12 protein-coding genes are annotated in these 15100 nt (G+C 38.9%); 6 read left to right on the forward strand and 6 right to left on the reverse strand.

The genetic code is table 11. The features are described 5' to 3' along the window. Positions 1 to 88: 88 nt before the first annotated feature. From E4635_RS03725 to E4635_RS03735, 3 genes are all read right to left on the reverse strand, one after another. The gene (locus tag E4635_RS03725) at positions 89 to 364 is read right to left on the reverse strand and encodes a DUF6520 family protein (protein WP_135525281.1); all 276 of its coding nucleotides are present in this window, start codon (positions 362 to 364) and stop codon (positions 89 to 91) included. Positions 365 to 446: 82 nt separating this feature from the next. Beyond that, positions 447 to 1541, reverse strand: coding sequence for a hypothetical protein (locus E4635_RS03730; protein ID WP_135525282.1), 1095 nt, complete (start codon positions 1539 to 1541; stop codon positions 447 to 449). Beyond that, on the reverse strand, positions 1538 to 1993 hold the full coding sequence (locus E4635_RS03735; RefSeq protein WP_135525283.1) for a MauE/DoxX family redox-associated membrane protein: 456 nt from the start codon (positions 1991 to 1993) through the stop codon (positions 1538 to 1540). The genes E4635_RS03730 and E4635_RS03735 overlap by 4 nt, the downstream gene beginning before the upstream one ends. A gap of 239 nt (positions 1994 to 2232) precedes the next feature. On the opposite strand from E4635_RS03735, the gene E4635_RS03740 reads away from it, so the two are divergent. Then, entirely contained in the window at positions 2233 to 2667 is a 435-nt protein-coding gene (locus E4635_RS03740) for a DUF1896 domain-containing protein (RefSeq protein ID WP_135525284.1), read from the forward strand. After that, positions 2654 to 7978: an N-6 DNA methylase gene (locus E4635_RS03745; RefSeq protein ID WP_135525285.1), complete on the forward strand. Its 5325-nt coding sequence runs from the start codon at positions 2654 to 2656 to the stop codon at positions 7976 to 7978. The genes E4635_RS03740 and E4635_RS03745 overlap by 14 nt, the downstream gene beginning before the upstream one ends. 21 nt (positions 7979 to 7999) lie before the next feature. On the opposite strand, the gene mobC is transcribed toward E4635_RS03745, so the two are convergent. Genes mobC through mobA form a run of 3 tightly spaced genes read right to left on the reverse strand, consistent with a single transcriptional unit; the run spans position 8000 to position 11785 of the window. Next, on the reverse strand, positions 8000 to 10033 hold the full coding sequence (gene mobC / locus E4635_RS03750) for a conjugal transfer protein MobC (RefSeq protein ID WP_135525286.1): 2034 nt from the start codon (positions 10031 to 10033) through the stop codon (positions 8000 to 8002). Positions 10034 to 10043: 10 nt separating this feature from the next. Further along, positions 10044 to 11345: a conjugal transfer protein MobB gene (gene mobB, locus E4635_RS03755; RefSeq protein WP_135525287.1), complete on the reverse strand. Its 1302-nt coding sequence runs from the start codon at positions 11343 to 11345 to the stop codon at positions 10044 to 10046. 8 nt (positions 11346 to 11353) lie between these two features. Further along, a complete protein-coding gene (mobA, locus tag E4635_RS03760; RefSeq protein ID WP_135525592.1) occupies positions 11354 to 11785 on the reverse strand; it encodes a conjugal transfer protein MobA in 432 nt (143 codons plus the stop codon). 683 nt (positions 11786 to 12468) lie between these two features. Between mobA and E4635_RS03765 the strand changes: the two genes are divergently transcribed. Genes E4635_RS03765 through E4635_RS03780 form a run of 4 tightly spaced genes read left to right on the forward strand, consistent with a single transcriptional unit; the run spans position 12469 to position 14858 of the window. Beyond that, positions 12469 to 13236: a ParA family protein gene (locus tag E4635_RS03765; RefSeq protein WP_135525288.1), complete on the forward strand. Its 768-nt coding sequence runs from the start codon at positions 12469 to 12471 to the stop codon at positions 13234 to 13236. A 13-nt stretch (positions 13237 to 13249) separates the two neighbouring features. Further along, a complete protein-coding gene (locus tag E4635_RS03770; protein ID WP_135525289.1) occupies positions 13250 to 13654 on the forward strand; it encodes a DUF3408 domain-containing protein in 405 nt (134 codons plus the stop codon). 8 nt (positions 13655 to 13662) lie between these two features. Next, positions 13663 to 14295: a conjugal transfer protein TraD gene (locus E4635_RS03775; RefSeq protein WP_135525290.1), complete on the forward strand. Its 633-nt coding sequence runs from the start codon at positions 13663 to 13665 to the stop codon at positions 14293 to 14295. Positions 14296 to 14327: 32 nt separating this feature from the next. After that, on the forward strand, positions 14328 to 14858 hold the full coding sequence (locus E4635_RS03780) for a hypothetical protein (RefSeq protein WP_135525291.1): 531 nt from the start codon (positions 14328 to 14330) through the stop codon (positions 14856 to 14858). Positions 14859 to 15100 lie beyond the last annotated feature (242 nt).

The following is a 15100-nucleotide window of genomic DNA, read 5'->3' on the forward strand; positions in this document are numbered from 1 at the left end:
AATAAAGATATCTTGGTAAAAAAACAATGCAGTTCCCCCTAATGAAGGAACTGCATTGCCTTTTAAAACAATTCCAATAACTAATTAGTTAGGGAATTTTGTACAAAGGCACATCACAAACATTTACGTTTGGATTTGCTTTACCGAATAATTGGTTGCTTCCGGATGTACAGATAGTCGGATTAAAAACATTGCTACACAGCTGTTGCGCGTGACATGGATCAGCCTGTGATACAAATCTGTAGCCCTGAACATTTGCAAGTCCTTTGGTGCTACTCATGGAGGTAGTTACAAAAGCACCACCTGAACCTAAAATCACGACTGCCGCCGGCATCATGATTTTTTTGAAAAAATTTGTTTTCATGTATAAAGGTATTTAATCATTATGATCTACTCTTTTCTACAGGTTTTCGATCTTAGCCCTGGCATCGCGCGATGTATTTTAATCATTTTGATTTCTCTTTATTATCAACAGGATTATTTTGTTTAAGGTGCTCCCTGAGTTTATAGCATATTATTTTTTCACCTATTAAAGCATACAGGCAATTGCTTGATACAAGCATGCTTCTCAATTTTTTTTCGCCGATATTGTAGATTGGAAAGCTTGATCGATAGGTTCCGTCGGTCAGATCATATACATCTACAATACTGGCTCTTTTCCAAATATCTTCAGACTCATAAAGACCTGGCAAAGCAGAATTAACATATAATAAATTGCCGTCAACGGAATTTGTTTTATTGACAATCAATGGAGGTTCAGCGAAGGTCTTCATAGTGCTGTTTTTAAGACTTGCCAATTTAACATGGGCAATACTTACCGTATCAATAGTATTACCTCTGTAAATTAAATTTAGATTGGGATCAGTAACAATATATTGATTCCGATACAGATATACATAAACAATCCTGTTGAGCTTTTGGCTGAAATGAAAACTGCCGTCAGTATCAAATATACCATCAAACTGTTTCTCCAGCAGAGATGCTGCATATTTTACTTTTGTTGTATCGGCGAGATTTATAGTTCCCATAAGGCTCTCTCCCCTTTTGGGTTTCATATAACGAATAGCCAGGTTGACCGAATCCATTGGTTCTAATTGCGAAAAATAATATCCACTGTTTATCCGTAGTGAGGCTTTCCAATTAACAATACTCCCTTTATAGATATAAGGGACTATACCTTCAAAAACGTAAAAGTTTTTATTTTGTACTCTTATTTGTGGTACTTGAAAAGGAAGATACTTCTGCTTTAATTCAATGTGATGAATCTTTTTTACCTTCAATGTCGAATCAAGCTCCATTATCTGTAATGGCGCAGTAGCGTTACCAAGATAAATTTTACCATTATCTGCTCCGGCAAAATAATAAGAATTATATATTAAATCCCTTTGATGTATTTCCTGGGCAACATGTTGTGGAAATCTTCTTATAAACTTGTTCTGATAATGTATCATATGCTCAGAAAGGCTGAAGAACAAAATCATACTTCCCAAACCAAAAACAGTGCAAATCACCAGAATAATAATTTTCGATCTTAATTTCATGGCGCTGTGATTTGTGGATTATTTGAGATATCATTTTTCGAGATCAATAGTAATCCGATTACCGCTAAAATGACAAAGAAAATATTAAATGCGAGATGCTCTTCCCAAGTCATTTTCTCCAATATACCTCCGCAGGAACAAGGAACAAAAGAGCTGTAATGTAATATGATATAGATATAGGACGTAAACATTACCATCAGGGTGTAAGCTGCAAAAAGACCAAGTATTCTACGCTTCGGTAGAAGCAATACAATGACTATAGAAAGTTCTGAAATTGGTACAATATAGGAAACCCAATTTGCAAAAGCACTTAAAAGCGGCGATTGACCTAACTGTATACGGAAATTTTGAAATTCCAGCAATTTACTTGTCGCAGCGTATACAAACAGAAGAATGTAAAGCAGACAAATTACATCTATAAGAATTGATTTATAGCGGTGATTAAGTTTCATCTGAATCTGAATTTGTTTTCAAGAGCCAAATTAAAAAGAAACCTAAAGAAAATACTTGCCAAAATCCCGCCAAGTTATATCTTTTCCAATCATTTTCGTCTAAAAAAAGAAAAGTGAGAGCCAATGAATGCCTTCCGGTGTCAAAATATGCTATCAGTTAACTACATCTAACATATATCTCTATTTTTATTCCTGTTTTCTAATAAAGTAATTTTGCAATACCCTAATACTAAATAATAATGGCCGCAGAGAATAAATTATCCTACTACTCTTTAAAATTAAAACAATTATTACAGGTAAGTTTTCCAGAATTATCCGGAAATAAGGCATTTATAGACAAACGTGCACAATTAGCTGCTAAGGTATACAATGATGCTTTTATGGCTGGCAATACAATTGAGCAATGCAATGAGATTGCCCAATATATATTATTTGAAGGACTTCATTTTTCAAGATTCGATACAGTATTTAAGGTGGTCTGCAGCGAGTTCGACACTATCATGGCTGACGAGGAACTGCGCCCGTTCGCTTTAAAAATGCTTCCTGTCTGTATTCCTGTGTTTGATCAGTACAAACTTACGGATGATTTTGAGGACCGCCCTGAATATGAATGGCTCTATACTGAATTGACCGGCACTATTCAAATTTGGATAGAAGACAATGGCCTTCAATAAAAGAGAACATTTAAAGCAGAATATCGAGGCAATACGGATTGTTTTCCAGCTGGAAAAAGAAAGACGCCATGCCACTGCAGCCGAACGGGAATTACTCATACAATACAGCGGCTTCGGCGGGTTAAAATTTGTACTCAATCCGGCTGACAAAGCCAGCGATATTAGCCGCTGGGTAAAATCCGAACAGGATTTATTCCCCCTGACTCAAGAACTTCACCAGCTTTTACGGGAAAATGCACTTGACGAAAAACAATACTACCGTTATGTAGATAGTATAAGAGCTTCCGTTCTGACTGCTTTTTATACCCCGCCGTCGGTCATTGAAGCCATTGCAGATTCCTTTGGAGAAAACCAAATAAATATCAAACGTTTTCTAGAACCATCCGCCGGAACTGGCTCCTTTATCGAAGCTTTCAGCAATGAAAGCATATCACATACAACAGCATACGAAAAGGAATTGCTGACAGGAAAAATAACAAAACAGCTTTATCCTGATAACAACATCCGGACTGCCGGATTTGAAGAAATCCCCGACAGTGAGAAAGAAAACTATGATGTCATTGCCAGCAATATTCCTTTTGGGGATGTATCGGTATTTGACCTTTCTTTTGTACGCAGTAAAGACCCTACCCGTGTGCAGGCGGCCAGAAGTATACACAATTACTTTTTTCTAAAGTCAGCAGACCTGCTTCGTGATGGCGGAATATTAGCCTTTATTACATCACAGGGTGTTCTGAACAGCAGTAAAAATGAACCAATACGTCAAGCTCTGATGCAAAACTGCAGCCTGGTTTCAGCCATACGCCTGCCCAATAATTTGTTTACCGAGTATGCCGGAACTGAAGTGGGGAGCGATTTGATTGTACTGCAAAAAAACAACTCCAAATCAGGGCTTACTCAAAGAGAGCAGCAATTTTGTACTACCTATACCACGACTGAGAATACTACAAACAGCCTGTTATTTGAAAACGCAGAGCATATCGTGCAAACGACTTCCTACCAAGCCACCGACATGTATGGCAGACCCGCTGTGATTTATGAGCATCAAGGAGGTGTTGATGGAATAGCCAAAGATTTAAAAAAGATGCTGTCCGAGGATATGGCTCATTATTTCGATATCAGTTTATATAATGGGCGTAATACTGCAGAAACTATTTCTGAGGTTTCCATAGCTAAATCTGCCACTCCTTTATTTACCATTGAAAAAGAACAGTCAGATAAAGACAAATCGACAGCTCAAGAAAGCTTTTCAGCAGATTCGCAATTAAGCCTGTTTAGTTTTTATGAAAATACGCCCGACATCAAAAATACCCTTCCAAAAAAGAAAGCGGTTTCCTCATCGAAACGAAAAAAAGCAGCACCAAACCGGCAGGGGAATTTATTCGATTTACCCTTCAATCAAAAAGATACAATACCATCGGTTCCAAAAGAGCAAGACAGGGAAAATAAGATAATAGCAGGAGATTTATTCTCAGATAGTGTCGAGTCACAAAATATAAGTGCTGAGGAATTACGTATTTATACGGACAAATTACAATCTTTTTACCGAAAGGATTGTTTGGTAGCTTACAAAGGATATGTTGGTTATCTTATCAGTCTAGATCCTGGGGAACAAAAAGCGGAGTTTCAAGCGCTCCCACTTCCCCCAATGCAGAAAATGAGAGCAGAAGCCTATGTACAGGTACGCAATGCTTATCTGGAATTGTATCAGAAAGAAGCCGAAAAGCAAGCCGAGCATCCGAAGGAAAGGGAAACATTCAACCATCTTTATGACGCCTTTGTCAAAAGATTTGGGAACCTGAACAGCGCTGAGAACATCCAACTGATTAAAACCGATAGTGCCGGAAACGAGATTCCCTATCTGGAACGTGTAGTTGGTGGTGTGGTGCATAAAGCGGATATCTTTCAACATCCGGTCAGTTTTTCAAATAATCCACTGGCAGCCGATAATCCTGAGGAGGCGTTAGCTGCATCACTCAACAGGTGCGGGGCTGTCGATTTGGATTATATGTCGCAAATCAGCGGGTTATCTGCTGACAATTTGAAAGAGTCCCTCAAAGGACGCATTTTCTTTAACCCTTTAGAAAATGAGTATGAAATATCGGAGCGGTGGATTTCAGGAAATGTGGTGGAAAAAGCTCAGGAAATACATCATTATTTAGAACAAAACCCTGAAGATTCGCAGGCAAGGGAAAGTCTTGCTGCTTTACAGCAGGCGGTTCCAAGACGTATTGAATTTGAAGAACTGGATTTTAATTTAGGCGAACGCTGGATACCCACAGGTATTTACAATCATTTTTCCTCTCACCTGTTTGATACCGATGTACGGATTCATTACACGGAAAATACGGATGATTTTTCCCTTAATTGCGACAAGAAAAATATTCATATAACGGAGAAGTATGCTATAAAATCCCAAAGCCGAAACTTTGACGGGATTACTCTGCTTAAACATGCATTAGTTAATACCACGCCGGACATTACCAAAAAAATAATGCATGGTGATCAAGAGATCAAGGTTAGGGATATGGAAGCCATTCAGATGGCCAATACCAAAATTGATGAAATCCGTAAAGCATTTTCACAGTGGCTGTATGCCCAGAACGATGAGTTTAAAAAAAGGCTGACCGATAAATACAATGATACCTTCAATTGTTTTGTCCGTCCCCAATATGACGGCAGTCATCAGGACTTTCCCGGACTGGACCGCAAAGCGCTGGGGATTGAAGACCTGTATTCCAGCCAGAAGGATGCTGTATGGATGATTAAGCTGAACGGCGGAGCTATCTGTGACCACGAGGTGGGTGCAGGAAAAACGCTCATTATGTGCACCGCTGCCCAGGAAATGAAACGTCTGGGATTGGCACACAAGCCAATGATTATTGGCCTGAAAGCCAATGTCCACGAAATAGCGGAAACCTACCGCAAAGCGTATCCACATGCTAAAATATTGTATCCGGGCAAAGAAGATTTCACCCCTCAAAAACGCCTGCGTATTTTCGGAGAGATTAAAAACAACAATTGGGATTGTATTATCCTAACCCATGACCAGTTCGGGATGATCCCGCAGTCACCGGAAATGCAAAAAGAAATATTACAGGCGGAACTCGATAGTGTGGAAGAAAATCTTGAGGCATTGCAGTCACAGGGAAAAGAAATATCACGTGCCATGCTCAAGGGTGTTATCATACGAAAACAAAATCTGGAAGTCAAACTCAAAACACTCCAGCATGATATTGAAAACCGCAAGGATGATGTAGTGGACTTTAAAATGATGGGCATTGATCACTTGCTGGTGGATGAAAGCCACCGTTTCAAAAACCTGATGTTTAATACCCGCCATGACCGTGTGGCAGGACTCGGTAATATACAGGGAAGCCAGAAGGCATTGAACCTGCTGTTTGCCATTAGGACCATACAGGAAAGAAGCGGAAAAGATTTGGGAGCTACTTTCCTTTCCGGCACAACCATCAGCAACTCTCTCACAGAACTTTATTTATTATTTAAATACCTTCGCCCGCAGGCATTGGAAAAACAAGGGATCAATTGTTTTGATGCGTGGGCGGCTATTTATGCACGAAAAACTACCGACTATGAATTTTCAGTAGCCAACAATATTGTTCAAAAAGAACGCTTCCGATACTTTATAAAAGTACCGGAGCTGGCCCAGTTTTACACAGAAATTACAGATTACAGAACGGCAAAAGATATTGGTATTGACCGCCCGCAGAAGAATGAAATACTGCATAATATCCCACCCACCCCGCAGCAGGAGATATTCATTCAAAAATTGATGGAGTTTGCCAAAACGGGCGATGCGACATTATTGGGAAGAGCAAAGCTGTCTGCCTCTGAAGAAAAAGCAAAAATGCTGATTGCTACAGACTATGCACGTAAGATGTCATTGGACATGCGCATGATCAGTCAAAAGTACGATGACCACCCAGACAGTAAAGCCTCCCATTGTGCAGCAAAGCTGGCAGACTATTACCATCGATTTAATGCCCAAAAAGGCACCCAATTTGTATTCTCTGATTTAGGCACCTACAAACCGGGGGAATGGAATGTTTATTCAGAAATCAAACGCAAACTAATGGAGGATCATGGCATTCCGGCACCTGAAATCCGTTTTATTCAGGAAGCCAAAACCGATAAGATACGCAAAGAATTTATAAGTGCCATGAATGAAGGGAAAATCAGAATACTGTTTGGTTCAACCGATATGTTGGGAACAGGGGTGAATGCCCAGAAACGTGCCGTAGCGGTACATCATTTGGACACGCCTTGGAGACCGAGTGATTTGGCCCAACGCGATGGCAGAGCCATCCGTAAGGGAAATGAGACTGCCAAATTTTTTGCGGATAACAAAGTAGATATAATCATCTATGCTGTTGAAAAATCTTTGGACAGCTATAAATTTAACCTGCTGCATAATAAACAATTATTTATCGATCAGCTCAAAAACAACAACCTCGGTAAACGTACCATTGATGAAGGCGGTATGGATGAAAAATCGGGAATGAATTTCTCGGAGTACGTCGCTATTCTTTCCGGTAATACTGATTTGCTGGAAAAAGCCAAACTGGAAAAAAAGATTACTTCTCTGGAAAGCGAAAGACAGGCTTTCACACGTTCCAAATCTATGTCAAGATATAAACTTGAAAACAGTATGACCTCCCTTGAATCTGCAAAATCCCTTATGGAAAGAATGTCCATCGATTGCCAAAATATTGAAAAACGCATTCAAAAAAATCAGGACGGCACTGTATTGAATCTGGTCCAGCTTATTGGATTACCCGGTGATGCCGATATAAAACAGATTGGTCAAAAGCTCAATCTCCTCGCCGATAAAGCACGTACAGAAGGCCAGTATGAGGAAATCGGTACATTGTATGGATTTACACTTTTGGTAAAAACGGAGGCTTCGCAAAAAGAAGGAATTACTATCAGGGATAACCGCTTTTTTATAAAGGGTGAAGGAAATATCAAATACACTTATAACAACGGGCAGATGGCAGGCGATCCTAAACTGGCATCCATGAACTTTTTAAATGCACTGGAAAAATTACCAGGATTGATAAGAGAGGAACAAAAGAAAATAAGTGAGATAGAAAAAGATATCCCAGTTCTTGAAGAAATAGTAAACAGCGTATGGACTAAAGAACATACAATAGGGGAATTTAAAAACGAGCTGGCTGCACTGGACAGAAAAATTCAATTATCCATTACTCCGGAACAGGAAGTAACGGGTTCCGAAAGAATACAGGAAGATCAAATATCACAGCCTCTTCAGAAACTGAAAATCTCCTGATGGCAATGCTCAAAAGTATGCTTATTTGTGATTATCATCTTTTTTATCATCTGTCTTTGCCTTTGGTACCAAATGCTGCAGGTCCGGATCGCTTTTAATTCGTTCGAGTTCATCCGACACTATCGCAATAATATCCTGTTTGATTTGCTTGTAGTTGGCTTCAATTTCAGCTTTCATCATATCTTCTCCCTGTTCATTTACAAAAGAACGTATCTCCGGGATTTTTTGGTACGTTTTGGTTTCAGCTGCAACTTTTTCATTATCAACCACAATCTCCGCATGAAAAATCTTTTGTTCGATACGTTCCTCAAAGTTATCGGAAACGGCCCCTACAAACATTCCCTGAGTCAGGGTAGAGATCTTAGAAGCCGGTATAAGGCTTTCTAATTGCGTAGATATAGAGGTCGATTTATCATTTCGATTGATTGTCATACTTTGACGGCGCTGTAATATTTTCCCAAAACGTTCCGAAAGGCTTTTAGCTGTTTCACCCACGACCTGCCCGCTGAAAATATTCCCTACCGTATTTTGAATTACTTTACTCTCTTTATCTCCATAATCTCTTGTCAATTGTGAATAATCCTGAAAGCCCAAACAAACAGCCACCTTATTGCTTCGGGCGGTCGCAATCAGATTGTCAAGCCCTCGAAAATATATGGTTGGAAGTTCATCTATGATTACCGAACTTTTGAGCTGTCCTTTTTTGTTTATTAACTTCACGATTCTTGAATTGTATAAACCCAGCGCTGCTGAATAGATATTCTGGCGGTCGGGATTATTACCCACACAGAGTATTTTAGGTTCATTGGGATTATTGATGTCAAGCGAAAAATCATCTCCGGTCATGACCCAGTACAACTGTGGCGAAATCATCCTTGACAATGGAATTTTAGCCGAAGCAATTTGTCCCTGTAACTGGTCCTGAGCCCCGCCTTGCCACGCGTCCATAAACGGGGAAAGATAATTCTCCAATTCTGAATAAGTGGTAAGGATGGTAAAGACGTCCGCATATTTTTTGTTAAGCAGTTCAATCGCATGAGGAAAAGTGCAGTATTTTCCATTATCATAAATTTTTAAAAACCAAATGATGGCCGCCAAAAGTATAATAGGGCTTTCGACAAAAAAATCACCCTGTTTTTGGATCCAAGAACGATTCAGGTTCAGCATAATAGTATAGGCTGACTCATAGGCATCGGATATGTCGGTCATAAAATCGGGATTTATAGGATTACACCGGTGACTTCTTCTGGGGTCATCAAAATTGATGACGTAAAACTTTGGTTTAACTTTGTATTTGTCGGTATGTTTCAATAAATGATTGTATGCAATGGTGGAAAGGTCATCAAACTTGAAATCATAGATATACATCGAAAAACCCTTTTCGATCTGCTGTTTAATGTAATTGTTTACAATAGCATAAGATTTACCGGAGCCGGGCGTCCCTAATACAATAGTTGCTCGAAAAGGATTTACAATATTGATCCAGCCATCGTGCTGTTTTTTCTGATACCAGAATTTGGTTGGCAGATTGACAGAATACTCGTTTTGCATCAACTGTGTCTCCTGCATGAAACTTTCGTTTTCAGTATTAAAGACGTCATCCATAAGGTTATTTTTGAGTAACCTGCTCATCCATACACCCGCCATCAGCAGAGCGATATATCCCAGACCTAAGGTAAAAATATATAAGAAGGTTCCCATTTCTATAGACAGCATGAGTAATGGAGTATTGAGAAAGAAAAAAATAAAGCCCGTCGTGAGCGCTGAATAAATTTTTCTCCAGGTAATCTTTTCGTTTTTCACTCCTTTACTGCCCAGACAGCTTAGTGCCAAAAGCACCAAAGCAAATAGCTTCGTATACAGCGTATGGGAAAACAGCCCGGCTGTTCGCTGAAAGTTTTGCAATATTTTATCAATAATTGCTAATGTCCATTGTTCTTCTTTGAAGAACCCATAACAAAACCAATAGCAGTGCATCAGTACCAATAAAATACTGACGGCCCGCATAAATTCCATAATCTTAGCCAATCCTCTCAAATCATCTTCTCCCTGCATAACTGTTGTTTTAAGTATTTCTGTTTCTTCTCTTTTTCTTTTTCTTCAGACGGTCAGCAAATGCCTGTTCCTGGTAATCTTCCCCTTGAGCTTCCGGTAATAACCCGCCGAAACCTTCTATAATGCTATGTCCGTCATCAACCTGCGAAGGACTTTGATTACTTAGAAAATCAAATAAATCGTGGGAGTTCTCAGTTGGCAGCCTTTCCGATTCTGTTTTAGTTAAAACTGTTTGAGTATCCTTTGTGTTTTTGACTTCCGGCCGCAGCCCGTTATTCCGCCAATCATTGAATACATTAGCTGAGAGTTCTTTTCCCAAACGCGAACCATTCCATACTGTTTTGGAATTACGGTCAATGAATGTAATTCCATAAATACGGCCTGTTTCATTTTTTCGAATAATCACATTAATTCCACTTTTAATCAGCAGCTTTTTAAATTCCTGTTCGTCAGTGGTCGATTGTAGAATCCTTTCAATTTCTTTTCTGACTGATAGTTTTGCATCACTTTCTTTAAGTGCTTCTTTGGATGCTGTAAAATGATTTTGAAGCTCGATGTATCCTGCACTTTTACCAAAAAGAGATGCCTTAAACGGGTTACTTGATTTTTTCCCATTTTCATTCAGGGCAAAATAAACCAGACCTTGTCTGGGCTTCCCGTCTAGTTCTCCCCTAACCTCTTCTGACGTGATATTAAACAGGGATAACAAAGCATTGTATTCGCCCAATGTCTGAAACTGATAGTAGTTTGGCAGCTGCCGGACGACCGAAGCAATCTGGCTTTTTATATCACCAGACTGATAATCCACCGGATGGAAAATTGTATCGCTCTGATTGCGCACCTTATCCGCAGCAGGTATCAGTCCGTATTTGTTTTCTAAGTCCCGGCATACATTCATAGAACGTCTTTTTTCAAACTTATCTGAAATTTTTTTTCCTTCTTCGTCTACACAAACCGATACAATATGGATATGGGTGCGGTCAATATCTGTATGCTTGAATACCAGAAAAGGCTGCTCACCGTAACCCATTTCCTGCATATATTGCTCTGCCATTTCCTTAAACCTGTTATTACTTACATTATCTTTAGGATCGGGATTGAGTGAAATATGTAAAATTGGTTTTTCAGTATTGCGGTTTGCTATCAGGTAAGGCTCAAAAGATCGGGTCAATTGTGCTGAGGAATAATAACCGTCAGCTGTTTCAATTATCTTATTGGTGAACAAAATCCGCCCATTTCCTTTCTCTACTTTGAGCTGGTTATATAACAGTACTCCGTATAAATTGCTTCCTCTTCCTATTTTTGCTATCATTCCAAATGTTATTTTTTCAGATATTTTACTTCAAATTCTTCGATTAGCTGAACAATTTTTTGACATAATACAGCCATTTCAACCGTCTGTTTTTCTAATTTGTACAGATAGGCTGCTGCTTTTTTCTCCGAAAAATGACGGTACAAAAGCTTTACCACCTGGTTATAATTCACTCCAACAGAACGGAACTGACTATGAAAAGAGGTCAGCCGCATATAAAAATCAACGGTTCCCTTATCTATTTTAAGGGATTTCATCTCCCTGCCAAACAGCAGGGAAATAATAAACTTTGCCTTATTGCTTGATCCCGATCCTTCAAAAAGGGATAACAGCTTAGCGTTTTCCTGATCGGTTAAACGAAAAACGTGACGATGTGTACTGGGGTCACTTTTAGGTTTCCGCCCGCCTTTATTCTCTTTTTTATTACTGTTATCAGTCATCATAAATCCATTTATAATATTCTACAAAACCCTGACTTTGGAAGGCGTTTTCTGCTCCCCGAAGGGGCAAGTCGTTTTGAGGCACAAACTCGGTTTCGAGTGCCTCAAAACACAACTTGCTCCTTTCTAGCGAAAGGAAAATCCGCCCTTTCAGGCGGATTAATTTTAGCAGGGAAAAACGGCCTCTGGCCGTTCCGGCTGCCACCCCAAAATTTTGATCTGTTTTTACAGATTAAAGCCTTTACAAAATAAAGCTGTAAAAATGGAACCATCACAGTGGATTACACTGCCAAGGAGTGCCACTGGAAGCCATTGGCTGCCACTTTTATAAAATCAGATTAATGAGGTGCTTTCTTTGTTTCACAGTTATAAAACAATGCATACAAGGCCCTTTGCAGAAAAAAAAGAAAATGTATTTGAAAATGGACAGGCAGCCAAAAAAGCTGAAAAGTTTATGAGAATAAAAATGTGAAACTATAAAAGCATAAAGTTTTAAAAATGTAAAAGCATAAAAGCAGGAATACCTAAAGAATACTGTGCTGTTTTGCAGGTTTAAGCAAAGACATATTCAAAGGCAGCTTTAAAAAAATAAAACAGTACAAGAATACAGCAAAATATGAAAGCTGAAATATAGCAATACAGCTTCACAATTTATAAAACAAACAATTTTAAATTTTAGAATAATGACAACAATAAAAAAACCTTTAAAAATTAGCTTCTCCACTCAAAAAGGCGGAGTTGGAAAATCCACTATCACAACTTTTTTAGCAAGTCTCCTGCATTACCGTTTAGGTTACAATGTGCTGGTAATGGACTGTGACTATCCACAGTACAGCCTGACTAAGATGAGGGAAAGAGACCTGAAGACTGTTATGCAGAATGAATACCATAAAAAGGCGGCACTTAAGCAGTTCACAACCATCAACAAAAAGGCTTACCCAATCATTAAGTGCAAAGCAGAGGAAGCATTGGACGAAGCATTAGAGTACATCCAGCAATCACCGGTCCATTGGAATATGGTCTTCTTTGATCTTCCCGGAACTGCAAATACCAAAGGTGTCCTGACGACACTAAAGGCTATGGATTTTATTTTCTCACCCATTACAGCGGATCGTCTCGTCGTGGAAAGTACGCTCGGATTTGCCAAGGTATTCCTTGAACTTCCCGAAACTGAGAATACCAATAAAGATCAGGTTTTTAGGTTATTCTGGAACCAGGTAGACGGCAGGGAGAAATCAATTCTCTACGAAGCCTATCAGCACGTAATTGAAGAACTGGGGCTCTCCACCATGGATACAAGAATCATGGACAGTAAACGATTCCGAAAGGAAAGCGATGATACAGGCAATTATATATTCAGGTCCAGCCTGCTTGCAGCGGAGCCTCACCTTTTGAAAGCTACAAAACTGGATCTCTTTTTACAGGAATTTCTGAAGATCATTCACTCTTAAAACAAATTTGACAATGGGAACTAACAAAGGAAATACAGGCTTTGAAAAACCAAACGTTGATGAAGACTATCTAATGAATGTTATTAGCGGCGACGAATCTGTTCAGCCGAAAGAGGCCTCGAAGCAGCATACTGAACCCAAAGAAGTTAAGCATAGGGAAAAACAAAGAACAGGTTCTTTAAAAAATGTAAATTATGAAGAAGTATTTCTTGGTAACCGGTATCCGTCCGGAAGAAATGGAAAAGTTGTTTATATACGTCCGGATTATCACGAACGATTGCTTCGTATCGTACAATTGACAAGAGATGAGAAAACAACACTCTATTCCTATATAGACAATATTCTTGAATATCATTTTAAAGAATTTGGAACGGACATTGTTGATTTTTTCAATGAAAGAAACAAACCAATTTTATAGATACTGTTATGGAAATAGTGATTGTAATATGCCTGCTGATTGTTATTGCTCTTTTGGCAAAAGATAAGATTGTAATCAAAAACGTAGTCCCTAAAGATGAAAATCCACACTATGTAAATCCCAACCTGCCCGAAATAATGGGTATTCCAAAACCAAATAAAAGACTTTCAGTGCCAAGTATTGCCTCTAACAGCCAAAACGAGGGCTTGGTAATAGAGATTGATAATTTTGAATCAGAAATCGAAGAAAACGATTTTGACATACAAATTCCGCAGGAAGAGCTGGACGAAATTTTCAGAAACATGCCTGATTTTGAGCAAGAGGAAGAAGAATGGAACAGGTATGGAATATCCGATGGCGAATTCAGTTTGGCCCAAGGGGTTACCTTTGAAGAACTAAGTTCCGTGGGGATGCTGCTACAAAAAGAAAAATTGGAGCCATCCCAGAAGGAAACAGCGGTCAATATAGTTCAGAAAATACAGGGAACCGAGTTGTTCAGCCTTTTGGAAAATTCTATGGAAGGTGCTTCGCGTAAGATAGCCGAGCTATTGGACGGAAGCCTTTCTTCTGAAACAAATGCCGGTTCTTCCACTTTGCGGAAAAATGATTTGGGGGATTTTGACATTGGGGAGTTTGTATAGACTTCCCATTGTCTTTTTAAAAACAAGGGAATATGGAAAATGAAATTAATAAGGAAGCCTACGATCTGCGTGTAAACAAAGGTATCTTACCAACCATAGATATTGCAGGGCATACATTCTATGTAGATATTCGCATGGATATGCTCCGGCCTAAAGATGATTTTCTCTCTAAAGGTATTGTGTTCTCAGATATTGGAAACTACTATGATCAAGACAAAAGAACCTATAGTATTCCTTACAATCCGAATACACATGAATTTCAGGAACCTGATTATCTAAATATAAAAGAGCTGCCTAAAGATTTAATCGCTGTGAGATTTCCCTCTGAAAGACTTCTTGACAGGATTGGCTGGAACAGACAATACGGATTTGAACTTACACACGGACTGGTAAAAAATGGCTTAAAATTACAGTTTACCGCAAAGCATATTCCCTGGGGAAAAACCTTTCTTGTTGATTTGATTAAAAGCAATATTAAAACAGAAGAGAAGCTGAAAAAAGCTGTTGAAAAACAACAACCAACCCAAATTAAGCAAAGTAAACAAAAAGGCCGCAAAATATAAATTGGAAATACTAAACAGTGAAACGTCAAACGGTAAAAGTTTGGTGCTTTTTTTTCCCAATTTCTATTTAGAAAACAGAAGAAACCATATTATTCAGTCCTTTGAAAAATTCCATGGTAAATGGATCCAACAGTATAACCAGATATTGGATGAGAGCCTTTCTTCTGAAAACGGTTCTGGCTCTTCCAATTTGCGGAAAAATGATTTGGAAGATTTTGATATTGGGGAGTTTGTATGAGACA

The organism is Flavobacterium humi (assembly GCF_004745595.1).
Lineage (GTDB): Bacteria > Bacteroidota > Bacteroidia > Flavobacteriales > Flavobacteriaceae > Flavobacterium > Flavobacterium humi.